At 42.7% G+C, this 24,475-nt stretch carries 23 protein-coding genes, 2 tRNA genes and 3 pseudogenes; 14 read left to right on the top strand and 14 right to left on the bottom strand.

Annotated elements, in window-relative coordinates; translation table 11 throughout:
• Positions 1-33 precede the first annotated feature (33 nt).
• On the bottom strand, positions 34-639 hold the full coding sequence (locus tag C3Y93_RS08515) for a hypothetical protein (RefSeq protein ID WP_004974369.1): 606 nt from the start codon (positions 637-639) through the stop codon (positions 34-36).
• A 344-nt stretch (positions 640-983) separates the two neighbouring features.
• Here C3Y93_RS08515 and C3Y93_RS08510 point away from each other — a divergent pair, with 344 nt between their 5' ends.
• Positions 984-2,060 carry a DNA/RNA non-specific endonuclease gene (locus tag C3Y93_RS08510; protein WP_004974371.1) on the top strand — a complete coding sequence of 359 codons (1,077 nt, stop codon included), beginning with the start codon at positions 984-986 and terminating at the stop codon, positions 2,058-2,060.
• Between the two features lie 49 nt (positions 2,061-2,109).
• Positions 2,110-2,355, top strand: a complete 246-nt coding sequence (locus C3Y93_RS08505; RefSeq protein ID WP_004974374.1) for a hypothetical protein — start codon at positions 2,110-2,112, stop codon at positions 2,353-2,355.
• A gap of 152 nt (positions 2,356-2,507) precedes the next feature.
• On the opposite strand, the pseudogene aqpZ reads toward C3Y93_RS08505, so the two are convergent.
• A pseudogene (gene aqpZ, locus C3Y93_RS08500) lies at positions 2,508-3,086 on the bottom strand (aquaporin Z); the annotation flags it as partial.
• 33 nt (positions 3,087-3,119) lie between these two features.
• Here aqpZ and C3Y93_RS08495 point away from each other — a divergent pair.
• The 3 genes and pseudogenes from C3Y93_RS08495 to C3Y93_RS08485 all read left to right on the top strand — a co-directional run.
• A pseudogene (locus C3Y93_RS08495) lies at positions 3,120-3,491 on the top strand (transposase); the annotation flags it as partial.
• 234 nt (positions 3,492-3,725) lie between these two features.
• Entirely contained in the window at positions 3,726-5,429 is a 1,704-nt protein-coding gene (locus C3Y93_RS08490; protein ID WP_158660396.1) for a carboxypeptidase regulatory-like domain-containing protein, read from the top strand.
• 411 nt (positions 5,430-5,840) lie between these two features.
• Positions 5,841-6,191: pseudogene (locus tag C3Y93_RS08485) on the top strand (transposase); the annotation flags it as partial.
• Between the two features lie 344 nt (positions 6,192-6,535).
• Here the strand turns inward: C3Y93_RS08485 and hisF are convergent.
• Complete coding sequence (hisF, locus tag C3Y93_RS08480) at positions 6,536-7,294, bottom strand: imidazole glycerol phosphate synthase subunit HisF (RefSeq protein ID WP_004974384.1); 759 nt, start codon at positions 7,292-7,294, stop codon at positions 6,536-6,538.
• 113 nt (positions 7,295-7,407) lie between these two features.
• On the opposite strand from hisF, the gene C3Y93_RS08475 reads away from it, so the two are divergent.
• Genes C3Y93_RS08475 through C3Y93_RS08465 form a run of 3 tightly spaced genes read left to right on the top strand, consistent with a single transcriptional unit; the run spans position 7,408 to position 9,445 of the window.
• Positions 7,408-8,358, top strand: a complete 951-nt coding sequence (locus C3Y93_RS08475; RefSeq protein ID WP_104852668.1) for a homoserine kinase — start codon at positions 7,408-7,410, stop codon at positions 8,356-8,358.
• 12 nt (positions 8,359-8,370) lie between these two features.
• A complete protein-coding gene (locus tag C3Y93_RS08470) occupies positions 8,371-9,000 on the top strand; it encodes a DUF1294 domain-containing protein (protein ID WP_096902640.1) in 630 nt (209 codons plus the stop codon).
• 40 nt (positions 9,001-9,040) lie between these two features.
• On the top strand, positions 9,041-9,445 hold the full coding sequence (locus tag C3Y93_RS08465; RefSeq protein WP_004974391.1) for a DUF4870 family protein: 405 nt from the start codon (positions 9,041-9,043) through the stop codon (positions 9,443-9,445).
• Between the two features lie 55 nt (positions 9,446-9,500).
• Here the strand turns inward: C3Y93_RS08465 and C3Y93_RS08460 are convergent, their stop codons facing one another.
• The 6 genes from C3Y93_RS08460 to hisB all read right to left on the bottom strand — a co-directional run bounded on the left by C3Y93_RS08460 (position 9,501) and on the right by hisB (position 13,990).
• Entirely contained in the window at positions 9,501-10,409 is a 909-nt protein-coding gene (locus C3Y93_RS08460) for a DMT family transporter (protein WP_104852667.1), read from the bottom strand.
• Positions 10,410-10,503: 94 nt separating this feature from the next.
• Entirely contained in the window at positions 10,504-11,235 is a 732-nt protein-coding gene (gene hisA, locus C3Y93_RS08455; protein WP_104852666.1) for a 1-(5-phosphoribosyl)-5-[(5-phosphoribosylamino)methylideneamino]imidazole-4-carboxamide isomerase, read from the bottom strand.
• A 67-nt stretch (positions 11,236-11,302) separates the two neighbouring features.
• Positions 11,303-11,980 carry an exonuclease gene (locus C3Y93_RS08450; RefSeq protein ID WP_104852665.1) on the bottom strand — a complete coding sequence of 226 codons (678 nt, stop codon included), beginning with the start codon at positions 11,978-11,980 and terminating at the stop codon, positions 11,303-11,305.
• 165 nt (positions 11,981-12,145) lie between these two features.
• On the bottom strand, positions 12,146-12,610 hold the full coding sequence (locus C3Y93_RS08445) for a DUF805 domain-containing protein (protein ID WP_104852664.1): 465 nt from the start codon (positions 12,608-12,610) through the stop codon (positions 12,146-12,148).
• 169 nt (positions 12,611-12,779) lie between these two features.
• Complete coding sequence (gene hisH / locus C3Y93_RS08440; RefSeq protein ID WP_104852663.1) at positions 12,780-13,397, bottom strand: imidazole glycerol phosphate synthase subunit HisH; 618 nt, start codon at positions 13,395-13,397, stop codon at positions 12,780-12,782.
• Positions 13,397-13,990, bottom strand: coding sequence for an imidazoleglycerol-phosphate dehydratase HisB (gene hisB, locus C3Y93_RS08435; RefSeq protein ID WP_096902642.1), 594 nt, complete (start codon positions 13,988-13,990; stop codon positions 13,397-13,399). Before hisB ends, hisH begins: the two co-directional genes overlap by 1 nt.
• Before the next feature lie 96 nt (positions 13,991-14,086).
• On the opposite strand from hisB, the gene C3Y93_RS08430 reads away from it, so the two are divergent.
• From C3Y93_RS08430 to C3Y93_RS08410, 5 genes are all read left to right on the top strand, one after another.
• A complete protein-coding gene (locus C3Y93_RS08430; RefSeq protein WP_096902643.1) occupies positions 14,087-14,464 on the top strand; it encodes a GNAT family N-acetyltransferase in 378 nt (125 codons plus the stop codon).
• Between the two features lie 525 nt (positions 14,465-14,989).
• Positions 14,990-15,065: transfer RNA gene (locus C3Y93_RS08425), tRNA-Phe, on the top strand.
• Between the two features lie 134 nt (positions 15,066-15,199).
• Positions 15,200-15,275, top strand: a tRNA-Phe gene (locus C3Y93_RS08420).
• A 191-nt stretch (positions 15,276-15,466) separates the two neighbouring features.
• Positions 15,467-16,051 (top strand): class I SAM-dependent methyltransferase, encoded by a 585-nt coding sequence (locus tag C3Y93_RS08415; protein WP_265735103.1) that lies wholly within the window; start codon positions 15,467-15,469, stop codon positions 16,049-16,051.
• A 98-nt stretch (positions 16,052-16,149) separates the two neighbouring features.
• Positions 16,150-16,545: a hypothetical protein gene (locus C3Y93_RS08410; protein WP_104852662.1), complete on the top strand. Its 396-nt coding sequence runs from the start codon at positions 16,150-16,152 to the stop codon at positions 16,543-16,545.
• A 106-nt stretch (positions 16,546-16,651) separates the two neighbouring features.
• Here the strand turns inward: C3Y93_RS08410 and C3Y93_RS08405 are convergent, their stop codons facing one another.
• The 3 genes from C3Y93_RS08405 to ompR form a co-directional block, all read right to left on the bottom strand.
• Positions 16,652-18,175: an acetyl-CoA hydrolase/transferase family protein gene (locus tag C3Y93_RS08405; RefSeq protein WP_004974412.1), complete on the bottom strand. Its 1,524-nt coding sequence runs from the start codon at positions 18,173-18,175 to the stop codon at positions 16,652-16,654.
• A 308-nt stretch (positions 18,176-18,483) separates the two neighbouring features.
• Entirely contained in the window at positions 18,484-19,944 is a 1,461-nt protein-coding gene (locus tag C3Y93_RS08400; protein ID WP_004974413.1) for an ATP-binding protein, read from the bottom strand.
• 168 nt (positions 19,945-20,112) lie between these two features.
• A complete protein-coding gene (gene ompR, locus C3Y93_RS08395; RefSeq protein WP_104852661.1) occupies positions 20,113-20,877 on the bottom strand; it encodes a two-component system response regulator OmpR in 765 nt (254 codons plus the stop codon).
• A 347-nt stretch (positions 20,878-21,224) separates the two neighbouring features.
• Between ompR and C3Y93_RS08390 the strand changes: the two genes are divergently transcribed.
• Positions 21,225-23,576, top strand: a complete 2,352-nt coding sequence (locus tag C3Y93_RS08390; protein ID WP_096901295.1) for a Tex family protein — start codon at positions 21,225-21,227, stop codon at positions 23,574-23,576.
• A gap of 88 nt (positions 23,577-23,664) precedes the next feature.
• Here C3Y93_RS08390 and C3Y93_RS08385 read toward each other — a convergent pair whose 3' ends face one another.
• Complete coding sequence (locus C3Y93_RS08385) at positions 23,665-23,976, bottom strand: hypothetical protein (RefSeq protein ID WP_019838218.1); 312 nt, start codon at positions 23,974-23,976, stop codon at positions 23,665-23,667.
• A gap of 99 nt (positions 23,977-24,075) precedes the next feature.
• Positions 24,076-24,372, bottom strand: a complete 297-nt coding sequence (locus C3Y93_RS08380) for a hypothetical protein (protein WP_004974421.1) — start codon at positions 24,370-24,372, stop codon at positions 24,076-24,078.
• Positions 24,373-24,475: the final 103 nt, after the last annotated feature.

Genomic DNA, 24,475 nt, shown 5'->3' with positions numbered 1-24,475 from the left:
TATTTTTAGCTCAAGATTGGTCTTAAACAGATCTTATTGTTCCGTATCACTTGGTTGTAGATGGCTTAAATCTATATCGTTTACATCTGCGCCCTGTGCCGCAGGTGCTGTGGTTTCAAGCCGTTCAGTCGTGGGCAGATTGACTGCTGCTTGTTCAGATGCAGCAGGGTTTTGTGGTGCAGCATTTAGCGCTTCTGCGGTGACATCCACATCATCGCCAGCATTTACAGGTAAATCGGCTGAAGATGACAATAATGGCGCAGAGGTGGCTTGTATGTGTTGTTCGCTCACTTGCTCTGCCTGCGCTGCGTGTTGCAGTTCGGATTCAGTCCCGACAGGCATCGTCATCGGTACATTGTCTTGAGCCAGATTGGCTTGTTCGGCTGAAATTTGGTTTGCAGGCTGTTGCGCTATATTTTCTGCTGGACTTGTTAAGTTTGTATCTGTACTCGGTACAATGCGTATCTGACCATTGGCGATTAATTCTTGTAGTGAGCCTGCTTGCCCATTAATCGTGGTGCTTATTTTGACTTTAGATAAACTTTCTAAAGTATCACCTGCTTGAATGGGTGGTTCGGCAAAGGCAGAAATGCTGATACTGCTACCAACCAAAGCACAAGCAAAAAGATGAAAACGCATGTATTTCTCCATCAAAAATCGCAAAAATAAAGTTAAAACCAATTTAAATCGTCAATGACATCCAGCTAGAGCAGCGCAATGCGCTTGGGTGTCGCTGAGCGATGTCTTTAAGGTGTATTTAGCTTGGCAGATTCGCTAAAACGGATGCAATCAAATCTACCAAACTTGATCTAGACTGATGTCAAAAGTGCTTAAAACTCAGGCTGTGTATGGCTTTTGTGGTGTTATGGCGCGGGTTTTGTTTAATTGTTAGACGAACAAGAGGTGCTTCATATACAAGCTGTGAGTGGATTGTTAAGCTCGGGCAAACTCTGCGGATTTAGAGCGAAGTCACAGTAACGGTTATGGCAAGAAAACGGCGCAATTCCAACAACATTTGGACTCAAATTTTCAATCAAAACAGCTTGAAAGTGCTACTCGGTGTAGTGGCAACAGGGAGTTTTGTGATTGCTTTTGGTCAAGAAAAAATTAGCCAGTGGACTTCACTGGTGCCGAGTTCAGGAAATAGTGCTTGCCTAACCCAGTTCTATCGAGAAACGCCGCCCTATTTACTGAAAAATAGCCTGCAAAAAGACAGCTATCCGCTGTGTTTTAATGACTTTAATGTGATGTATTCAGGGGTATCCAAAACCCCGTTATGGGTGGCAGAAGCCTTAACACCAGCGCGTTTGAGTCAGCGGATTCCACGTGAAGATAACTTTCACGAAGAACCGCGCGTCAAAGCCGAGCATCGTGCGACTTTGCTGGATTATCGTGGTTCGGGTTATGACCGTGGACACATGGCACCGAATGCCGACATGACCAACTTGGCAGCCCAGTTTGACAGTTTTTCTTTGGCAAATATGGTGCCGCAAGCCCCTAAAAATAATCAGCAGGTCTGGCGTGAACTTGAAGAAGCCACCCGAGCGGTGGTGACTAAGCAAAAGCAAGATGTGTATGTGATTACGGGGCCAAGTTTTAATGCCAAGCGTCTAAAAACCATTGGGCAGGGCGTTATTGTGCCGACTGCGGTGTATAAAGCTGTGTATATGCCCAAAACAGGCGCGATAGGGGCTTATTACGCGCCCAATAACGACTCGTTACAGGTGCAAGTGGTGAGTGTCTGCTATTTAGAAGAACAGTTGGGCATTAATTTATTCCCACAATTAAGTGAAGAACAAAAGCGCAATACCTATAAATTGCCTTTGACTGCAAATGCTGTAAAAGCCAATACACCGATTGCCTACTCACATTGGGATGCAGAAAGCCAGTGCGCAGAAGATGTATCTGCTGAGCAATTACAAGCCTTGCAAACCGAATTTAAACGCTCAGGCAGTAGTCCTGCATCGGGTGCTAGCATTGATGCAGATACCCAAGATGCAATTGTGAAGCAATTGATTGAAGCTTTATTGCAATATATTTTACAGTTGTTGAAATCTTAAACTGGGTTAAGATGATGGATATTGCATCCTTCATGCTAAGGTGAATTCAATGTTTAAACCGTTTCAAAATGGGACTGAATCACATGCGATTCATGACTTAACCTTAGAAAATGATTTAGATTGCATCAATGTGTATGGCAATTTGCAAATCAGCAAAGATCAGGCGGGTTTACAGGCAGCCAAAGCACTACAGGCTTTTTTGAATGAAGTTGTTGCAACTTTGGAGCAGACTCCGAATCTGCCTGAAAAGTTAGATCGTCCCGAAGCGGGTGAAATTGAAAATCCATTTTTATAATGGATGCCATCTCAAGATATTAAATCTACTTTAATCTGCTCATCTAAGCCATTAAAAAGCCCGCTCAAACGCTTGAACGGGCTTTGTTGTTTTGTGTGTTTTTAGATAAATCCCAGACATCTTGAAAAGCTGTGGATTTAAAGTTTTGAAGATCAGTCTTCAGCTTTTGCCATAGCGCGATACAGCACCGCACCAATCACCGCACCTACAATCGGTGCAACCCAGAAAGCCCAAAGCTGGCTGAGTGCTGCAGTTTCAGCAAAGAACGCCACACCTGTACTACGTGCAGGGTTCACGGAAGTATTGGTTACAGGAATACTGATCAGATGGATTAAGGTCAGTGCCAAACCAATTGCAATTGGAGCAAAACCTGCAGGTGCACGTTTGGCGGTTGCACCCATAATCACCATCAAAAAGCCAGCAGTGAGTACCACTTCAATCAATAATACTGAACTGAGGGCATATTTTCCTGGAGATAAATCACCATAACCGTTGGTCGCGAAACCGCCTGTGCCTGCAAAACCTGCCTGACCCTGTACAATCAGATACAACACCAGTGCGGCCAGAGTCGCACCAATAATTTGTGAAATAATATACGGTGCGAGTTCTTTGGCTTCAAAACGTCCACCTGCCCACAAACCAATACTGACTGCAGGGTTAAATTGACCACCTGAAATGTGCCCAAGTGCATAGGCCGCGGTTAATACGGTCAGACCGAACGCAAGGGATACTAAAACTCTGTAAATATGCACTATTCAGCTCCTACCCATCATGTCAGTGATTCACAGCTACTTGTACTTGGTGATTTACCTGATCAGATTCCACAAGATGAGCAGATTGATTCTATTTATACCGATGGAGCTTATGACACCAAGCAATGACCCCAGGTCATTGCAGATTGGCAAGCGCATGCGGTGATTCCACCTAGAAAAAATGCGAAAGCATACAAAGATACAAAGAGCAGCTCGCTAGAGCGAGATGAATGACTTCGAACAGTTAATCTCAGGTAGGACACTATGGAAAAATGATCAGGCTATCATCGGCGCAGTTGGGTTGAAACTAAGATGCATGCACGTGTAGCAGTCCTCAACAGATGTAAGCAATTAGGTAGAGCACTTACCCAAGTTACGCCTTAAATTTGGTTCATTTCTGGGTGCTTTATCTTTCAAATCTTTGTGCAACAAAGCCCATTTGGCTATAGATTAACTAAAAAAATAGAGAAAAAAACTATAAAAATATAAAATGTGAAATTTGCGCATTTGGTGGAAATTGGGTATTGTTTTGCTGGAATATTGACCAGTGTGTTTGGGCTGTCAAAGTTCTAAGTAGAGATAAAAATTTTAAAATAGAAAATCCAGAGGGCAGAATAGATGCAAAATAGAGCATTTGTAAAAATAATGATGGTCACGGGTGTCTTAGGTTTAACAGCATGTGGCGGTAGTGGCAGTGATGAAACAGGAAACTTACCAGTACCATCAGAGCCAGTTGCCGAGGCTATGGTTCAAAAAAGTGTAGAAGAGCTGACGCTGTTGGATGTGAATAACCTTACCTTAAATGCTGCGTCGATTCAGATTTTAAGTGACGAAGAGTGGAAGAAGGTACAAGCAGGCAGTCTGAAAACAGCAACAAATGCAAGTACAGCAGATGATTCTGAACAGCTATTTCCACCGATCAATAGTTTACCGACAGCGACTCATTTTAAAGGTCAAAGTTACCTTGCTAATGCTCAAGGCATCGTTAAACTGCCTAAATTGGCTGCAGGCACATATTATGTTTTGGTCACTAAAAATGGACAGTCTGCAGTTTCGGCATTCTTGATCCATCCTAAAAATACCAATAAGAGCATTGTGTTGAATGTGGTCCTCAACTGCTTAGACCAAGACTGTCAGACCTTAAGTGATGCACCTGTCAATGATGCAGTAGTCGGTACGTTGTCTGGTCAGGTCATTTATAAAGGAAAGCCTTTAGCGAATGCGCAAGTCGCATTATCTGGCGGTGCTGCGACCAATGGTGCATTTGTCAGTGCAATTACCGATGCTAATGGTTATTTCACGCTTTCATTTAACGTGTCCAATACGCTGCTTGAAGCATTGAAAAATGCCACGCTCACTATTAGCAGTGCAGGAACTAATACCATGACAAAAAAAGTTACGGTCATTGCTTCTTCTGCATCGGGCTATCAATTTGAAGTGCTGCCTGAAACGGCATCTGCAGATGCGGTATGGCGTGAAACTTTTGAAGCGGACTCTACTACTCGCAATGCATGGACAAGCTCACAGCCAAGTGTGGCGAATGTCGATTGGCAGCTGCTAAACAAAGGTCACAATATTCGTAATAATCAAGTGAATCAGCGTGTGCGCTTAGCGCCAAATGACCAAAGTCAAGGCAAGGTACCTGAGCCACTGCAAGGTAATACGGCATATTGGTATGGTGACAAAGTAAATGGTAACTTTATTGGTGCTTTAAGTGATTCATCTACGGCTCCAGAGTTTGATGGCGGCACCTCGCAGCATGACAATAGGGGAGAATTGATTTCACCTGTGATTAATCTAAGCCAGTATCAGGCGCCTTTGAGTTTAAGCTTTAAAACATGGTGGGAAATTGAGTCAGTCAATCCAAATAATCAGGGGTATGATTTGATGAATATTTTAGTTTCTACCGACGGCGGTAACAGTTTTAAGACTTTGGCTCGATTAAACCCGCTGGCAGATCCATCTTCTGAATATGAGCGCGCGCCTATTCCATACAGTAATTTAGGCTTTAACCTCGCACCGGCTGCTGTTCAGCAAGAAGCAATTTCATTAGATGAATATGCAGGCAAGGCCAATGTTCAGCTGAAATTCCAATTTAGAACGGTCGATGAACTTTATAATGGTTTCCGCGGCTGGATGATTGATGATGTGGTGATTCAGAAAAAAGCCGGAACTTTCCCATTATTTGAAGGTGCGAATTTTGATGAAAATTCAGATAGTTTCTCTCAGGACTATAGTGGCGTCGCTGCAAAACAAGCGGGCGTTTTGTTGAAAAGCACGAAGAGTTATGCACGGTGGGCTGACGAGCCACAGCGTAAATAAAGATTTACATGGCGGTGCAGTATGAATGAATAGAATAGGTTTAGACACATTGCATTCGCGATCAATCAACCATCAAGCGTGGTGAATACTAAAAACAGCTCTCTATTGAGGGCTGTTTATATTTAAAGGGGCAATTTATTCAGCCACTTCAGCATAGCGGTAACTAAAGCGTAAGCGTTCGCTGAACACAATCTTACGAATTCATCCTATAAGCCTTAATTCAATCCCCTTTAAAAAACAGGCGACTCAATTTTATGACTACAAATAACCAGACATTGATCGCATTTCTTGCCAAGAAACTAAGAACATACAGTGAATCATAGTGAGTTTGTCGAAGACGAGATTGTAAATAAAATTGCGTAATTGATTGAATTTTATATGTTCATAGTCACAACGAAGTCAGGCATCATGTTGGAAGAACAAAAATTAAATGACCTTATAGCAGAATTTGCTAAATCCATAAAAACAGAAGATGATCTAAATCCATTCAGCCGATTGTTGACTAAACTGACTATTTTAGCGGCTCTCAATGCCAGACTTACCCTACACCTCGGACATGAAAGAAAGCTCGTAAGCGCGGTTCTAATGCTCGCAATGGTCATTCAAGTAAGACCTTACGGATGATGGTGAGATTCAGATCACGACACCAGGAGATCGTGATGACACACTTCAGTCACAGCTGTTTAAAAAGAAAGAGAAGCACGACTTCGCAAGGCTATCACGCGAATGGATAGCCAGATTCTATCCCTTTATACCAAAGGCTCCCAGAGGGAAACTGGAATTTACAGCCTTGTACCCTGTCATTTTCTTCACCATTTTCAACTGCAATAAGCTTATGAGTATGATGACTGTGATTCAATCCTTTACTGAATTTCATGCTGGCTTTTTGAGTCCTGAACTTTGGCTCATCCAGATAAGGAAAACGTCAGCTCAATATTGACGGGTATCTATGGAACACAAGGGGTTCTTAAAGCGAAATATGGGACAGTAGTGGCATTCGGACTCTTTTTTTCTGCCTTTTTTGGGGGCTAAATAAAAAAGTGTAACCCGAAGATTACACTTTTAAAGCTCAAAAATTAAAGTCTAAAACAGTTTTGTTTTAGAAATTACAAACGCATTTCAATGCCTTGCGCTGCCAAATATTGTTTGGCTTCTGGAATAGTGTGCTGACCAAAGTGGAAAATTGAGGCAGCTAGTACCGCATCTGCACCGCCTTTTAAAATACCATCTGCCAAGTGCTGTAAATTACCTACACCGCCAGACGCAATGGTGGGTACAGTTACACGGTCATTGATGGCACGCATGAGCGCCAAGTCATAGCCTGCCTTGGTACCATCGGCATCCATTGAAGTGACCAATAGCTCGCCTGCGCCGTAGTCTGCCATTTTCACTGCCCATTCAATGGCATCAATACCTGTTGGTTTACGACCACCGTGGGTGAAAATTTCCCATTTGTTATCACCCGTTTTTTTCGCATCAATGGCAACTACAATACATTGCGCGCCAAAACGCTGTGAGGCTTCTTGCACAAATTCAGGGTTAAAGACGGCTGCAGAGTTAATGCTGACTTTATCTGCACCTGCGTTAAGTAACAGGCGGATGTCCTCAACCTTACGCACGCCACCACCAACGGTGAGGGGCACGAACACGGTTTCTGCCATACGTTCTACGGTACGATAAGTGGTATCACGACCATGATGGGTAGCGGTAATGTCTAAAAAGGTGATTTCATCGGCACCTTGTTCATTATAACGACGCGCCACTTCGACAGGGTCGCCCGCATCACGAATATCAAGGAATTGCACGCCCTTAACCACGCGACCATTATCTACGTCTAGGCAAGGAATAATACGTTTCGCTAGCATAAATTTTTCCAATTATTACAGCCGATTATGAAACTCACCCACACAAGCGCTACACCTTGGCAGATGGAGCGGGTATTCTATCAAACTTAGCTCAGGTTTTTTGCAGGTTTTCTATGTCGGTTTATACTCCTTTGACTTTAAAGGAAGTTCAGGTCTTTGCAGCGCCTTATGGATTGGAGGTGGTCGAGCTGATTCCCATTCAAGGGGGGATTCAAAATACCAATTATTTTTTGCGTTGCGACAATCAAAACGAGTACGTGCTGACCATTTTTGAAGAATTAGATCAGCAAGCGGCAGGCGAATTAATTCCTGTATTACAGCATTTGGGGCAAGCGGGTTTGCCTGTGGCAGTGCCTTTATCCTATTCGGGACAAGCCATTCACCAATTAAAAGAAAAACCTGCACAAATTGCACCGCGTTTAATTGGGCAGCATCCGACACTGGCAACAGTGGCGCAAGTGGAAGCGATTGCGATTGCACAAGCCAAAATGCATGTGGCCTTACAAAATTTTCCTTTGCAGCGCGATCATGTACGTGATCACGCTTATTGGGCAGGGGTCGCACGCCAATTAAAACCAAGCATGCATGTGGCCGATCAAGCCTTACTGTCCAAACTTTTGGGCTTGTATGAAGCCTTAACCGCAGTCTATCCGCAGCGTCCTAAAGGTTTTATTCACTCGGATTTATTCCGTGACAATACCTTGTTTGTAGATGATCAGTTGCAAGGCATTTTAGATTTTTATGAATTAAATCAAGATGAATTGCTGTTTGATATCGCGATTACGCTGAATGATTTTTGTACCGATTTTCCTGAGCTGAGCTTAAATGAAAGTAAGGCGATTGCATTTTTAAATGCCTACGAAACGGTGCGTCCTTTAACCCAAGACGAAAAAGCCTGTTTGGAACTGTATTTGGCAATGGCGGCAGGACGTTTTTGGTTAATGCGTTTGCAGGTGGCTGCTAAAAATGCGGCAGAAGGGCGGACAGGCGCAGATATTTTGCAGAAAAATCCAGATGAAATGCGGAATATGCTGATTGAACGCTTAAAGTTTGTGACAGCTTGAGGGATATAGAACATGCGTGATCAAGGGCGTTTAGTCGAATGGTTTGATGAGCAGGGTTATGGGTTTATTCAGCCGAATGACCACCAAAAAGATCGCGTGTTTTTACACATTAAGGACTTCGCCCGACAAGGTCCACGTCCAATTGTGGGCTGTGCCTTAGAATATACCGTGACTGTGGATGAGCGTGGACGTTACCGAGCGCAGCAAGCGGTGTATTTAAAAGCTTCGCAGACCAAGGCGGCAAAGGCATCTGCTGTGAGTGCGAAAACATCCAACATCACGCAAAAAATGCAGCCGATGCAAATATTATGTGTGGCTTATATTGTTGCTTTGGCTTTGCTGACGCTGTTGGGATTGCTCAGCGGCATGTTGTTATTATTCATCAGTTTGATGAATGCGCTGAGTTATTGGCTGTATGCACAAGATAAAGAAGCTGCACAGCAGGGTGGACGTCGTATTCCTGAAAATAACTTGCATATTGTGGCTTTTTTAGGGGGTTGGCCTGCAGCATGGTTAGCACAACAAAAATTACGCCATAAAACACAAAAACAACCCTTTGGTAAGATTTATTTTTGTACGATAGGCTTAAATATCTTTCTGATTTTATGGATGATTTCTCCGTTGAATCAGCTTAACATCTAATTGGGAATATTGTTCCAGTAACAGGCTTATCAGGTGCATTATGTCAGACGCAGAGCATTCATATTCAGTAGATCAAGACCCACATCGTTCATTGACCATGATTTTATATGTGCTGTATATCGTGGCGATTTTTTCTGCGGGGATATTGGCCGTGATTGCCTTAATCATCAACTATTTAAAACGTAGTGATGTACAAGGTTCAATTTTTGCCAGTCATTTTACTTGGCAAATTCGCAGCTTCTGGTGGTATCTGTTTTGGAATATTGTGGCCTTTGTGCCGTTCTTTTTGGTGTTCTTTAGTCCAGATGCGCAAAGCTTTGCCAGTATGACTTTGGCTGCGACACTTTTCTGTATCGCAGTGGTTGCTATTTCGTGGTTATGGATTGTTTACCGTGCTATACGCGGTTTAATTCGCGTGAATGATAATTTACCGATGTATCATTAAATTCACGTTCGTTCGTCTTTTTAAGATGTTTTGAGCGATCTTGCCTAGATGCTGTTCATTCAACTTTTTGGGATGATGTGTTTCGTTTTAAAAATTTTGGTCGCCATTCGCTGACCAGCACGCCTAAAACCACCAGTAGTCCACCGAACAACGCCAGAACTGCCAAGCGCTCGCCTGCCAAACGTCCAATCAATGCGGCCCAAACAGGCTCACCTGCATAAATAATAGCAGCTTGCGCAGGGTCTACTTGTCGTTGCGCCCAGTTCATCACCAATTGAATCACGGCACTGGCAATGCCTAAGCCGAGCAAAACAGCAAGGAGTGACCACTGAAATTCGGGCAATTGAGTTTCTCCAACCCATGGTGCAATCGCAAAACACAATAACGATGCACAACCCAGTTGGATGAGGGTAACGCGCTTTAAATTGACCCGATTGGCAAAATAGCTAATTAAAATAATTTCAAAGGCAATCGCAATTGAACCGATTAAAGTAATGGCTTGTCCAAAACTTAACTGAATTGCGCCTAAGCCATTGCCTGTTAAAAAGACCAAGCCTACAAATGCCAAAATAGCACCCAACCAAGTCATGACATGCGGACGTTGATCAAAGCATAACCACAGCAATAGCGGTACAAGCGGGACATACAGCGCCGTTAAAAAGGCCGATTCGCTACTGCTGATACTTTGTAAGCCAATGGTTTGAGTGACATAACCTAGCGCAATGACTGCGCCTATGGCAAAGCCTGCATAGAGTTCATCGATGCTAAAACCACGTAAGCTTCGCCATGAAATCAGCCCCACGGCCAACGTGGCTGCGGCAAAACGTAAGCCTACAAACAGTACTGGGCTGCTGAAGTTCAAACCGTATTGCACGGTAATGAAGGTTGCACCCCAAATTAGGGTAATCAAAATGAGCGCCAGTTGCGGGGCTTTACTGCGAAGCATTGGTGAAAGCTGAGACATAGAACCAGTGGGAGATGAAGAAAACTCAAAATGAGTAAAATAAAATCAAAATAAAAAAGAGGTCCGCAGACCTCTTTAAAAATACGCGGCAGAATTACAAAGATTGCTCATCTAAAAGCAACTGTGCCTCACGCAGGCTTAACGTGCCTTCGTAAATTGCACGACCTGTAATCGCACCTAAAATGCCAGGCTGCCCTTTTAGATTGCGTACGTCATCTAAATTGGTCACACCGCCAGAAGCAATCACGGGTAAGCCTGAATATTGCGCCAAGTTTACGGTTTGTTCTACGTTCACACCTTGCATCATGCCATCACGGGCAATATCGGTATAAACAATGCTAGATACACCTGCATCGGCAAAACGTTTGGCTAAATCAGTCGCTTTGACGTCAGTCACGTTGGCCCAGCCATCGGTTGCTACCATGCCATTCATGGCGTCAATTCCGACAATAATGTGTCCTGCAAACTTTTTGCATGCTTCTTCTACAAAAGCAGGCTCTTGCACGGCTTTAGTGCCAATAATCACAAAAGACACGCCAGCATCTAAATAGTGTTCAATGGTTTCGAGTGAACGAATACCACCACCAATTTGAATTGGAAGCTCAGGTTGTGATTTTGCAATGGCTTCGACCACAGGTTTATGGATTGGCGTACCTGCGAAAGCACCGTTTAAATCGACTAAATGCAAGCGACGCGCGCCTTCATTTACCCAGTGCTGTGCAGTCGCCACTGGATCGTCAGAAAATACAGTATCATCTTCCATACGACCTTGTTTTAAACGAACACACTTGCCATCTTTCAGGTCAATTGCAGGGATGATCAGCATGCTTTCGCTCCTTGCCAAAAACTTATTGAATTCAATCTGTGCATCTTAACAAAGTATTGTTAAATCTCTAAGCATCTGTTGCAGGTTTTGTTTTAGATGGGCGAATCCGCAATTTGAGTGAGCTGTTGGGAATGTGATCGGGCAATAAACCTAAACGCCCTAATTCTTCAAATACCAATACAGGTGCGTAGGCATCGGCTGCGGCATAGGCAATTTGCGCTTCGCTAAGTGATTGACGTGCCCAGTTTGAGGTGCTGATGCTTTTACTTTTGGGAAAATTCACATGAAATAACAGGGCCATGGCATTTTTGAGCCCCAATGGACTTTTAAAGCCAAAACTGCCAAAACACTTGGATAATTCAATCACGCTATTCAACTGCATGCCTTTTTTACGAAATAGATGGGCATCATTTTTAAGTCCAAAACCGACTTTAATTTGATCCCGATTGGCAAAAATCGGTTGTAAAAATTGCCAAATATCGGCATTAACCTGAAATAAATAGGCTTTTTCTAGCGTTGCCAGTTGAATTAAATGCGGGCCCGTAGACACTTCACCAACATTAAAGGTGGGTTTGGATTCGGAGTCAAAACCCAAAACGGCTGCGGTTTTTAATTCTGCTTCCACTTCAAGGAATTGTTCCAGCGTTTGAATCAGCATAATCTGCGTGCGGGGCAGATTTTCAAAGCGTGGTAATTGTTGAATTTGCTCAGGGCTTGGCAGGGTGCGCAAACGGGTTTGATCCATAATATTCAAAGCGGTAAAGAAGCCGTTTTAGCCTAAAGAATTTTGCAGAATTTGGCAAAGTCTAAAATATTGAAATATCTCTTTGCTTGAAAATTTTAAAAGTTAAAAAAATAGCCCAAGCGGTGTGGACTATTCTTAAACTTCAAATGGGTATGATTTAGGCTGTTATGCCATAAAGCCAGAAAATAAGCCGCCAAGGATTGCCAAAATAATCAGGACAATGAAAATCCAAGCCAGTACTTTTTCCCAACCTGCGGTTGGACGTGGCGCACCATAGCTATTCTGACGGTCATCGCCCGGGGCAAAGATCAGATATAAACCCAGAATAATATTGACCACAGGCACTAAAATCAGCAAAGACAACCAACCCGTATGATTGCGGTCATGTAGGCGGCGGATGGTAAAAATAAAGCTAAAGTAGAATGCAACGATATAAATAATAACAAGTAAGATCATGCCAATGCCCATAGAGCCTGAGCTTAGATCGACCAAAAGATTAGGTGCAATAATTGCAATGACTAAAATAAGTAGGGTCAGTGCGAAACTGAGTAAGCAGTTCCAAGCTAAAAAAGACATGCGACCAAAACGCCCCGTTGCACTCAGTGCAGAATCTTCTACATATTGACTCATTGTTGTAATTCCTTGGTTTTTAAATTGAGTTAAAATTTTTTTGAATTAAAGGTATAAAAAACGTGCTAATTTTAAACAATAAAATAGCAGATGAAAAGTGAAAAACATTCACGCAAAAATAAAGCCGAGATTCACTCGGCTTTAGAAAAAATTCAGTGCTTTGAAAAACTTAAATTTTCCATTCCACAAAATTTTTAAGTAGCTGTAAGCCCGCAGTATGGCTCTTTTCAGGGTGGAACTGCGTTGCAAACAAGTTATCTTGATGCAGTGCAGTACAGAAGGTCAGACCATAATCACAGGTTGCAGCCACAATGCTGTCATCTTGTGGTTCAACATAGAAACTGTGCACGAAGTAGAAACGCGCGTCTTGTTCAATGTTGTTCCACATTGGGTGGCTCGGGTCATGTTGATGTACCTGATTCCAACCCATGTGCGGTACTTTTAAACCTTCCACTTCTGGAAAGCGTTTAACAGTACCTGCAAAAATACCAAGCGCATCTGCACCGCCATTTTCTTCAGAACGTTGCATCAAGGCCTGCATACCCACACAAATAGCGAGTACAGGCTTATTAAAGACTGCGTTGCGTACTACCTCATCAATTCCTGCTTCATGCATGCCTTGCATACAGTCACGCATGGCACCCACACCTGGAAACACAATTTTATCGGCTTGTGCAATCAGTTTTGGGTCATTGGTCACATCTACCGTTGCACCCACATGCTCTAAAGCTTTCGCTGCAGAGTGTAAATTTCCCATGCCATAGTCAAGAAGGGCAATTCGGGTCATTAGAGTGTTCCTTTGGTTGATGCCACTGTATTTTCAGCACGCGGATCGACTTCACATGCCATGCGTAAAGCACGTGCAAATGCTTTAAATACGCTTTCAATTTGGTGGTGGCTGTTTTTACCTTTGAGGTTGTCGATGTGCAGTGTCATTAATGCATGGTTGACAAAGCCTTGGAAGAATTCTGAGAATAAATCCACATCAAAAGTACCAATACGTGCGCGGGTAAATGGAATATCCATAAATAAACCCGGACGACCCGATAAATCGACAATCACACGGCTTAAAGATTCATCAAGTGGTGCGTAAAAGTGACCGTAGCGTCGTAAACCTTTTTTATCGCCCAAAGCTTGAGCAAAAGCTTGTCCAAGCGTGATACCACAGTCTTCTACAGTGTGGTGATCATCAATTTCCAAGTCGCCATCACAATGAATATCAATATCAAACAAACCGTGTCGCTTGATTTGATCAATCATATGGTCTAAAAATGGAACTCCAGTGTTGAGTGTGCCTTGACCCGTACCGTCCAGATTCACACGAACTCGAATTTTAGTTTCGTTGGTATTTCTCACCACTTCACTGATACGTTGGGTCATAGACACGTTCCTCAAAAAACGTCAAAAATGATTGATGTAAAATGTTTTCGCTGTGACGAAGTCTCAGCATATTAGATTGCTCAGGAGGGTTAATCAATGCCTATTACCGTACATGCCTATACTTCACTGGAAAATACCGAAGTGCGCAGCCAGCTTGAGCGACTGTATGATACCAGCCCTGAATTTGGCGATGGGCAAGATGCGGTAAGCCAACTTGAGCAGAACTTGGCTCAGTATACCCTACTTTACACGGCAGAATTTAATACTAAAGTGATTGGTGCGATTTGGTGCACAGGGCAAGATGATCATCGTACGCTTGAATATATTGTGGTGCATCCTGCAAACCGTGGTCGAGGTGTGGCAGATCGTTTGGTGAGTGAGGTGTGCCGTATGGAAGAAGCCAAAGGTGTGCAGCACTTTCAGCCGGGTTGTGGTGCGATTCATCGTTGTTTGGCGCATTTGGGTAAGTTGTGAGTTTTTAAAAAGCTGACGTTGTGTCTGTCTTTTCAGTTTATCCGTATAGGTCAAAATTAAATTAGTATCGAAAATCCCTTCTCTTGCGCCATATATGGCTCAGGGATGAGGAATATCTTCCGTAAGAGGATGATGGGGGATTGAAGTATGGTTTTAATCGGATTTGTGAAAGAAGTTTATCTAAATCCTATATTGTTTTTTGTGCTTGCACAGCCACAATTTTTAGCTAAGGTTTAAATAGCTTTGCGTAGGCATCTTCCTACTTTGGCAAGACCCAAAGTAGGCAAAAGTCTTTTGTTACCCATACACGACATCCTTGTCGTGATGGGTAACGTGGGGCATCCGTGCCCCACATTCGCGTATCGGAAGTTTGTCAAAATTTAATTGGAAAAGAACTCATTTTTAAATTTTTGGGTGATATTTCAGCAGAAATAGAATGAGGTTGCTGTAAAAGTAAACATTTGCACTGAAAAGCGAAAAAGACTATTGACGATTTACAGCTGAAACTGTTTAATACGCGTCATTGGCGTGATAGCTCAGTCGGTAGAGCAACGGATTGAAAATCCGTGTGTCCCCAGTTCGATCCTGGGTCTCGCCACCATATTCAAAACGGTTAAACGTTTTCAATCCCTGATCCCATCAGGGATTTTTTTTGCATAAAATTTATGCGATCAAATAAAAAAGTGATGATTTTTATTGACTATTCAGCCGAGATACGGCTTAATACACGGCATTGGCGTGATAGCTCAGTCGGTAGAGCAACGGATTGAAAATCCGTGTGTCCCCAGTTCGATCCTGGGTCTCGCCACCATATTCAAAAAGCCTCAAACAATGTTTGGGGCTTTTTTATGCGCAAAATTTTTTATGTCTAAAATAAAATCTTGTATTCAAACCCGCTTTGCATCTTCATCTAAAGTCCACAATACGTATTAAACAAGCTGAATTAAAATCAAGCGATCATGGTCAGGGAATGGTGCCGGTTCGGGGCAGTTTACCCAGTTATTGGTACCACATTTTCAGCAGATTTTAGCCACAGATTTAAGTCAAGCACAGTTGGATTTGGCACCGCAGTGGGCAAATGTGAGTTATCGTACCTGCTTGGCGCAAGACAGCGGATTGGCAGATGCGAGTGTGGATTTAATTACCGTTGCACAAGCGATTCACTGGTTCAAGTTTGATGCCTTTTATGCCGAAGTGCATCGGGTGCTAAAACCCAGTGGTGTGTTTGCTGCGGTGGGCTACGGTCTGATTCAAGCTGTAGATCCTGAGGTGAATACCGCAATTCAACGCTTGTATTTTCAGACCTTAAAAGGTTGTTGGGATGCTGAACGTCGTTATATTGATGACTTATATCGCACGATTCCTTTCCCATTTCAAGAAATCGTGACACCCGAACTTTGCCTGAAATATCGTTGGTCGGCAGCTCAGTTGTTGGATTATTTAAATACTTGGTCGGGGCTGCAGCATTATTTAAAGCAGCATACAGAAACGCCTTTGCTTGAACTACAGCAATTGTTACGGCAGCAGCCTACTCAGGTGTTTGGTATTCAGTTCCCCGTGTTGCTGCGTTTAGGTCGTTTGGTATAAAAAGTCAATGTATTGAGTGATTTTTGAACTTAAAATATAAGTTGGTGAAAAAAGGATGTTTCTCCACAGGTGTAATTTACCTATGTGCGAGGTGTCCAATGTTAAAATTTTCTCTCCCTATTTTATTCAGTCTTGCGCAGAGTCTCCCTGCGACTGCTTTTGCCAATCTTGATCAGCCTTTACAGGTCTTGGATGATTGTGCATTAAGTGCAGAATATGGGCAATCCAACAGCTTAAATTTGCTGCATGATCAATACCGCTTTACCGCGCAAGATGTGGTGAATCAAGTTCGAGCTGAACAAAACCTAGACTTAGCAAGCAAATTTGCAACTTTGGGTTCTCGTTTTTATATCAACCCGCAAGGTCAAACCGTGCTGCAAATTCAACGTGATGTCGTGTCTTTAGGTGTGATTGAAACCACACTCAGTGTGGATGGTTTGCGTCAGTTAGGACAGCATTTTATAGATGAATTTAAAGCTTTGGCATTTGAGTAAAATGGAGTGCGTTGTCGCAAATGACCTTGTGACAATCTAAGACATAAAAACTTAAGACATAAAAAAACGCCCTGAAAAATCAGGGCGTTTTTTTATTGCACGCGAATTATGCTGGTTGCGCAGATTCTTGTTGTGCAGGAGTCAACATGTGACCGTGTTCTTCGAAGTTTGCATGCCAAGATAATGCTTCACGAAGTAGGTGAGGAGTGTGACCACCTTTTGCACATGCACGCTCAAAGTAATCATTCAATGCATTGCGGTACATTGGGTGTACACAGTTGTCGATAATCGCACGAGCGCGTTCACGTGGTGCAAGACCGCGTAAATCTGCTAAACCTTGCTCAGTAACCAAAATGTCAACGTCGTGTTCGTTGTGGTCTACGTGCGCAGCCATTGGAACGATAGATGAAATGTCACCGCCTTTCGCAATTGATTTAGTCACGAAAATCGCCAAGTGTGCGTTACGCGCGAAGTCACCTGAACCACCAATACCGTTCATCATTTTGGTACCGCATACGTGGGTTGAGTTCACGTTACCGTAAATATCAAACTCAAGTGCAGTGTTAATGCCAATGATGCCTAAACGACGTACTAACTCAGGGAAGTTAGAGATTTCTTGTGGACGTAAAATGAATTTGTCTTTGTAGTGTGCAAGATTACCAAATACGCGATCGCCACATTTTTCAGACAAAGTCATTGAACAGCCAGAAGCGAACTTCATTTTGCCTGCATCAATCAATTCAAACGTACAGTCTTGGAGTACTTCTGAGTACATCACCAAGTCTTCAAAGTTAGAGTGTTTGAAGCCTGTTAATACTGCATTTGCAATTGAACCGATACCTGCTTGTAAAGGTGCCAAGTTTTTCGGTAAACGACCTTGTGCTACTTCGTTTTCAAAGAATGCGATCAAGTGATCTGCAATGGCTTGAGTTTCGTCATCTGGATCGGTCACGTTAGATGGAGAGTCAAGCAAGGTATCGTTAAATACAATACCCACAACTTTTGCAGGGTCTAACTGAATACCTTTGGTTCCAATACGTTGTTCAACGTGAGTTAATGGCACTGGGCCACGTGTTGGACGTGCTTCAGGAATATAAATGTCGTGTAGGCCTTCAAATTCTGTGCTTACAGTGGTGTTGATTTCGATAATGACTTTATCTGCATATTCAACAAAGCTTGCAGAGTTACCTACAGAAGTTGTTGGAATAATTAAGCTGTCTTCAGTAATTGCAACTGCTTCAACAATCGCGATGTCTGGGCGTTTTAGCGTGTTGTTACGCATTTGCTCAACAGTTTCAGACAAGTGTTGGTCAATGAACATAACTTGACCTTGGTTAATTGCTTTACGCAAGGTGTTGTCTACTTGGAACGGCATACGACGAGCCAAAACACCTGCTTCAGTCAATTGCTTGTCTAAATCATTACCAAGACTTGCGCCAGTAATTAAGTCAATTTTTAAAGGGTTGGTTTTAGCGCGTGCCACCAATGCAAGTGGAACAGCTTTTGCTTCACCCGCACGAGTAAAGCCACTCATACCTACGGTCATACCATCTTGAACGAATTCAGCAGCTTGTTCTGCGCTGATTACTTTGTCGTGGAGGGAGGCTAAACGGATGCGATCTAAAGACATGGCGAACTCTCGTAAAATACTAGACTGATACCGATTGTACCGATCAAAAAAGGTATTTTGCATAGGTGTTAGGCTAAGGTCTAATTTTTTGCCTAAATGGTGGTATAAAAATATAAAATAATACATAAATAATTGAATTTAATCGTTTATTTATATATCAAAAGGTAAATATTACAATTTGTTTGATATATTTTTATACAATTTTGATATGCACCATCTGAATTTTTTACTTTGATCGTCCATCCGATTTGCTGTTGGTCTGAAATTGGTATATAGCAAGCCAGATAGAGATCAAAAGCGTCAGCCGTTTAGAAGTGTTCACTCAAACTTTGTTTGATTTTTTCCAGCGTGCCAACATTATTTTTTTCTTCAACGATTTCAGGTTGTAACGGCAGGGTAATGATGGCTTCAAGACCACCGTGTTCACGGTTTTGAATGGTGAGCTCGCCCTGATGAATATCGACAATACGTTTTACAATTGCCAAACCTAAGCCACTGCCTTGTACAGTACGTGCTTCATTGCCGCGTACAAAAGGCTGCATTAAATCGGCAATTTGGTCTTCTGGAATGCCTGTACCGTTGTCTGCCACGCTAATCCGAATGTGTTCATCCAGCACTTCTGCAGACAACTCAATTGGCTCTGCACCATAGCGTTTCGAGTTATTAATCAGGTTGCCAATCAGACGTTTCAGCGACAAACTGCGCGCCTGAATTAAAGGTAATTCTTGTGCGTTAAAGCGAATATCCAACGGTTTAAATTGAATAATCAATTCCTGCAGCAAAACATTTAAATCGGTTTCTTGTAATTCTTCATCGGAACCATCACGCATATAAGAAATGAATTGATTTAAAATCGCATCCATATCTTCTACATCGTAAATTAAGCCTTCTTTTAAAAAATCATCATCGGGCATCATTTCGGCACTTAAACGAATCCGTGTCAGTGGCGTGCGCAGGTCGTGTGAAATACCTGCCAACATGATACGACGGTCACGTTCAGTCTGTTCCAAGGTATAAATCATGTGATTAAAGGCTTGGTTGACCTCACGAATTTCCTGCGGACCGTGATTGGTTTCCAAATAAGGTGCTTTGCCTGTTTTACTGTAGCTATTGGCGGCATTTTGCAGACGACGCAAAGGACGATTCAGCTGACGTACTAGAGTTAAAATAATTGCTGCAGCTAACAGTGGAATACCCAAAAGCCAGCCAAAGACCAATTCAGGGCTGTAGTTGGCATAGGTTTTAAGGGGTTCACGTACCCAGTTGCCATTCATTTCTGGGGTTTGAATCCAAATACGCGGGCTTGGTTTGAACTGGAAATAGACCGTGACATCCTGCATTTTTAATTCAGTTGCCAGTTTCTTTTCTATTTGTTGGGTAAAAAACTCTGCAATGACTTTTTCCCGTACATTAGGAAACTCACGTGGATCGGTTACATATTCAATGCCGACCCGATTTTTAAGCCACGCATCGACATCGACTTCGGCTTCATTGTGAAAAATGCGCAAATCTGGATTGTTTAAAATTTCCAGTTCAACCGCTAAATAGCGGGCGTGTTGTTGAATTTCAGGTAAATACAAGGTGCGCCAAAAGAACCACAACGACATAAACAGGCTAAACAACACCACAAAAACCACCAGTACCGTGGTGCGCATGGCTGCAGAGCGTGGTTTGATTTTGTCCAGAAAACGCTCCCAGCGGGTACGTTTCTTTTCAGAATACGCCACATAGTCGGTAAATTCTTGTGGGTCGATGGGTTCGAGTTTCACATCTTGTCCTGTGGCAGAGGTTGTAAAGCGAATTTAGTAAGTGAAATTTTATGATGAATATACTTGTTATTGGAATGTCTGTTCTTTAAATCTAGCACAATGATCGGTGTGCATAAATGTTGATCATTGCATGAAGATGTGAGGCTGAAGCCTCACATCATTTTCAACTTATTCCGCACCATCTGGAACAAATACATAACCGACACCCCAAACCGTTTGAATATAACGTGCACGGGCAGGGTTTTCTTCAATTAAACGACGTAAACGTGAAACCTGAACATCAATCGAACGCTCCATCGCACCCCATTCACGACCACGCGCCAAATTCATTAACTTGTCACGGGTTAAAGGCTCACGAGGATGTTGTACCAACGCTTTGAGTACTGCAAATTCACCTGTAGTTAGGGTCACGACCTGACCTTCACGTGTCAAAGTACGGGTCGATAAATCTAGTGACCATGGGCCAAAACCAACCACTTCCATTTGCTGACTTGGTGCACCTGGTACCTCGCGCACTTGACGACGCAATACAGCACGAATACGCGCTAACAGCTCATTTGGATTAAACGGTTTTGGTAAATAATCATCTGCACCTGCTTCAAGTCCTGCAATACGGTCAGAGTCACTGCCGCGAGCCGTCAGCATAATAATTGGCGTGTCGATGTTAGATTGACGTAAACGACGGCAAATACTTAAACCATCTTCAACAGGCAGCATAAAATCAAGCACGATTAAAGAGAACAGTTCACGCTGTAACAAACGATCCATTTGTGTCGCATCGTGGGCAGTTTTGACCACAAAGCCCTTATCTTCCAAGAAACGCTGTAACAGGGTACGTAAACGCACATCATCATCGACAACGAGAATGCGTTCAACGCGGTCAGTTTCGCTGTGTACGGCATCTGTTTTTTCAGCAGGTACAACTAAACTCATGATGTGCTCCTTTATTCTTTATTGTCATCGTAAACAAAAAGTTGAGTTGGCTTTGAGTATACGATTCATTGGTATCTATTGCCTATGCTCTAAAGCAACAAATATTGCAGATAAAATCAAGACATAGATACCAAATATATACAGCATTCCCATGCGAAAAACTGACATATTTGTCCGTTTGAGTCTAACATAAGCCTGAATTTTATTTAGATTTATAAAATTTAGCCGAATTGGCAAAAATCGCCAAAAAACCACCATTTATAAAATTCATAAAACAATTGTGGATTTTATAGTCTTGGCCTTTATAATCATGGCTTTTAGTACTTATCCTTGTAGGATCACACACGATGACTGACTTAGTTCAGCAGTTAGCAAAAGAACTTGCCGTACGACCAAATCAAGTAGAAGCTGCCATCAAACTTATTGATGAAGGTGCTAGCGTTCCATTTATTGCACGTTACCGTAAAGAAGTGACGCAAGGTTTAGATGACACGCAGCTACGTCAGCTCGATACACGTTTATCGTATTTACGTGATTTATATGAGCGTCGCGAAAAAGTAATAGAATCACTCAAAGAACAAGATAAATTATCTGATGATTTATTGGCACGGGTTAACGCTGCTGAAACCAAAAATGCTTTAGAAGAAATTTACGCGCCTTACCGTCCAAAACGCACCAGTAAATCGTTTAAAGCTAAAGAAGCAGGTTTAGGCCCAATTGCAGCGCAAATTTTTGCAGAACAGGTTGAGCCAAGCGAAGCTTTAGCAGGCTTTAGTCATGCAGACTATCCTGATGCAGACAGTCAGCTAGATGCGGTACAACACATTCTGATTGATGAATGGGCACAAAATATTGCCTTAACCACAGAATTAAAAGAAATTTTTGCCAAAACAGCGGTATTAAAAAGCTTGGTTGCTTCTGAAGAGAAAAAAGAAGTGGGCAAAAAATTCCGTGATTACTTCGATTTTTCAGAAAACCTCAACAAAGTACCATCACATCGTCTATTGGCGATGTTGCGTGGTCGCCAAGAAAACGTCTTGGGCTTAAAAGTTGATGGTGAAGACAGTGCGCCTTTGGCACGTATTGAAACTGAATACAATTTAGATCAGATTCAGCCGCAAGCACGTCAGGACTTTTTAAAGCAAACGGCAAAATTGTTCTGGTTGGGCAAAGTGCGTCCACAAATCGAACATTCATTATTGACTGAAAAGCGTTTGGCTGCTGAAGCTGAAGCGATGGATGTCTTTGCAGAAAACTTGCGTCATTTATTGCTTTCTGCACCTGCAGGTGCGCGTTGTACGCTGGGCGTAGACCCTGGCATCCGTACAGGTGTCAAACTGGCTGTGGTGAACCAATCTGGCGATGTGGTTGCACATAGCACGGTTTATCCATTTGCACCTAAAGAAGACAAAGCAGGCGCGATTGAAGAACTTGCTCGTTTATGCCGTGAGCACAATGTTGATTTAATCGCGATTGGTAACGGGACTGCAAGCCGTGAAACTGAAGCGGTTGTGGCAGAAATGATGGCGGCGCACAGTGACTTGAAATTAACACGTGTGTCTGTATCTGAAGCGGGTGCATCTGTGTATTCAGCTTCTGAATTGGCATCGCAAGAGTTGCCAGAACTAGATGTGTCGATTCGTGGTGCAGTGTCGATTGCACGTCGTTTGCAAGACCCATTGGCAGAGTTGGTAAAAATTGATCCAAAATCAATCGGTGTGGGTCAGTATCAACATGACGTGAATCAGGCAGGTTTAGCAAAAACCTTAGAAGCTGTGGTAGAAGACTGTGTGAACTCGGTCGGTGTCGATGTCAACACGGCATCTTCAGCAATTTTGGGTTATATCGCAGGTTTGAATAAAGCCATTGCACAGCAAATTGTTGAATACCGTAAAGAACATGGCCGTTTTGACAATCGCCAAGCTTTGAAAAACGTACCGCGTTTAGGCGAACGTACCTTTGAACAAGCAGCAGGTTTCTTGCGTATTCAAGCCGGTTCTGAGCCTTTAGATGCCTCTGCTGTTCACCCAGAATCTTATGGTTTAGTGGAAAAAATCGTTGCAGCGAAAGCAACCACAGTCAAAGACATCATTGGCAATACTGAAATTATTCGTTCGGTGAATGCGGAAGAATTTGTAGATGAGCAAGTCGGTTTACCAACGATTCAGGATGTTTTGTCTGAATTGGAAAAACCAGGTCGTGACCCTCGTCCTGAATTCCGTACGGCTAAATTCCGTGAAGATATTACTGAAGTGGCGCAGTTGACTGAAGGCATGCAGCTTGAAGGTGTTGTAACCAACGTGACCAACTTTGGTGCTTTCGTGGATGTGGGCGTACATCAGGATGGTTTGGTGCATATTTCTGAGTTGGCCAATGAATTTGTGGCTGATCCGCATAAAGTGGTGAAACCAGGTCAAATTGTTCAAGTGCGTGTGTTGCAGGTTGATGTAGAGCGTAACCGTGTGAATTTATCGATGCGTCCTGAAGGTTCGGCTGCACCTGCAAAAGCAGCGCGTGCACCACGTCGTGATCAAGAACAGCGTACAGAGCGTAAGCCACAAGCGAAACGTCCACAGCAGTCACGTCCTCAGACTGAGCGTCCACAAGCGAAAAAACCACAAGCCGCTAAACCACAAGAAAATAAAATTGGTGGTTTAGGTGCATTGTTGTTACAAGCAGGGATTAAAGGTTCGAAGTAATTTTGAATTGCTCTAACAAAAAGCTCCCGAAATTCGGGAGCTTTTTGTTTTGCAGGAACATTTTTATATACAGATTTTTTGATGGATTTTAAATCAACGGTACAATCCAACTCACCAAAATCAGCATGATTCCCAAATGTCCAAGTTTACGAGTCACTGCGACTAGTTTTGACGGTGGTGCTTCAAGTTGGCGAGCATATTCCTGAAGATTTAAACCTTGTGAGGCTTTGCTGCTAAATAAAAATACGCCCAAATCAATACAAATTAAAATCGTGCCGACATCGGCAACAACCTCTAAAAGTTCATATTCTTGCTGATAAAGCGCCGTTGCAACCTGATAACTCAGAAACAAGGCAAAGGCAAAACAGCCATACTGTAAAATGAGGGCCAGTGCTCGCATAATCCATTCAAAATACTTAAAACAGCTGTGTTATAGCATAAAAATGCGGTGCAATTGAATGTTTTGTTATGGTTGAGATTGTGGATCTTAAATAAGCAATTAACGGATTAAGCCTTGCAGAACAAAACTTGTGGCAATACTGCCTGCTGCCAATTTAGACATGAAATAACTGTAATTAGAAGAGGCAGAAACTTCGGACATCGCACCAGATGAATGCGACATGGACACGGCAAGTTGGCTGCGATAGCCCAATTCGACTAACAAGACCACCAGGCCTGTCAGTGTCATCACTTGAAATGTGTCTACATGATTGCGCGTAAGCTCAGTATATAAGTGATAAAAACTTAAGCCCGCAGCAGAAAAACAAAATAGCTTAAACAGATACAGAGTTTTCATGTGTTGTACCTTTCATTATTGTAATGTCATTTTGAATGCTATTTCTTAAACCAATATTAAAATCACATGAAAAGTTGCGGCTGCACAATTTAAAAATTGTTGA

The organism is Acinetobacter sp. SWBY1, assembly GCF_002946595.1.
In the GTDB taxonomy this organism is placed as follows: Bacteria; Pseudomonadota; Gammaproteobacteria; order Pseudomonadales; family Moraxellaceae; genus Acinetobacter; species Acinetobacter towneri.
Note: the sequence above shows the minus strand (reverse complement) of the source record. Positions and strands in the feature narration are given on the sequence as shown.

Excerpts from the sequence above, each read along its gene's own strand:
- C3Y93_RS08515 (WP_004974369.1), bottom strand. The coding sequence starts at position 639 with ATGCGTTTTCATCTTTTTGCTTGTGCTTTGGTTGGTAGCAGTATCAGC.
- C3Y93_RS08510 (WP_004974371.1), top strand. The coding sequence starts at position 984 with ATGGCAAGAAAACGGCGCAATTCCAACAACATTTGGACTCAAATTTTC.
- C3Y93_RS08505 (WP_004974374.1), top strand. The coding sequence starts at position 2,110 with ATGTTTAAACCGTTTCAAAATGGGACTGAATCACATGCGATTCATGAC.
- C3Y93_RS08490 (WP_158660396.1), top strand. The coding sequence starts at position 3,726 with ATGCAAAATAGAGCATTTGTAAAAATAATGATGGTCACGGGTGTCTTA.
- hisF (WP_004974384.1), bottom strand. The coding sequence starts at position 7,294 with ATGCTAGCGAAACGTATTATTCCTTGCCTAGACGTAGATAATGGTCGC.
- C3Y93_RS08475 (WP_104852668.1), top strand. The coding sequence starts at position 7,408 with ATGTCGGTTTATACTCCTTTGACTTTAAAGGAAGTTCAGGTCTTTGCA.
- C3Y93_RS08470 (WP_096902640.1), top strand. The coding sequence starts at position 8,371 with ATGCGTGATCAAGGGCGTTTAGTCGAATGGTTTGATGAGCAGGGTTAT.
- C3Y93_RS08465 (WP_004974391.1), top strand. The coding sequence starts at position 9,041 with ATGTCAGACGCAGAGCATTCATATTCAGTAGATCAAGACCCACATCGT.
- C3Y93_RS08460 (WP_104852667.1), bottom strand. The coding sequence starts at position 10,409 with ATGTCTCAGCTTTCACCAATGCTTCGCAGTAAAGCCCCGCAACTGGCG.
- hisA (WP_104852666.1), bottom strand. The coding sequence starts at position 11,235 with ATGCTGATCATCCCTGCAATTGACCTGAAAGATGGCAAGTGTGTTCGT.
- C3Y93_RS08450 (WP_104852665.1), bottom strand. The coding sequence starts at position 11,980 with ATGGATCAAACCCGTTTGCGCACCCTGCCAAGCCCTGAGCAAATTCAA.
- C3Y93_RS08445 (WP_104852664.1), bottom strand. The coding sequence starts at position 12,610 with ATGAGTCAATATGTAGAAGATTCTGCACTGAGTGCAACGGGGCGTTTT.
- hisH (WP_104852663.1), bottom strand. The coding sequence starts at position 13,397 with ATGACCCGAATTGCCCTTCTTGACTATGGCATGGGAAATTTACACTCT.
- hisB (WP_096902642.1), bottom strand. The coding sequence starts at position 13,990 with ATGACCCAACGTATCAGTGAAGTGGTGAGAAATACCAACGAAACTAAA.
- C3Y93_RS08430 (WP_096902643.1), top strand. The coding sequence starts at position 14,087 with ATGCCTATTACCGTACATGCCTATACTTCACTGGAAAATACCGAAGTG.
- C3Y93_RS08410 (WP_104852662.1), top strand. The coding sequence starts at position 16,150 with ATGTTAAAATTTTCTCTCCCTATTTTATTCAGTCTTGCGCAGAGTCTC.
- C3Y93_RS08405 (WP_004974412.1), bottom strand. The coding sequence starts at position 18,175 with ATGTCTTTAGATCGCATCCGTTTAGCCTCCCTCCACGACAAAGTAATC.
- ompR (WP_104852661.1), bottom strand. The coding sequence starts at position 20,877 with ATGAGTTTAGTTGTACCTGCTGAAAAAACAGATGCCGTACACAGCGAA.
- C3Y93_RS08390 (WP_096901295.1), top strand. The coding sequence starts at position 21,225 with ATGACTGACTTAGTTCAGCAGTTAGCAAAAGAACTTGCCGTACGACCA.
- C3Y93_RS08385 (WP_019838218.1), bottom strand. The coding sequence starts at position 23,976 with ATGCGAGCACTGGCCCTCATTTTACAGTATGGCTGTTTTGCCTTTGCC.
- C3Y93_RS08380 (WP_004974421.1), bottom strand. The coding sequence starts at position 24,372 with ATGAAAACTCTGTATCTGTTTAAGCTATTTTGTTTTTCTGCTGCGGGC.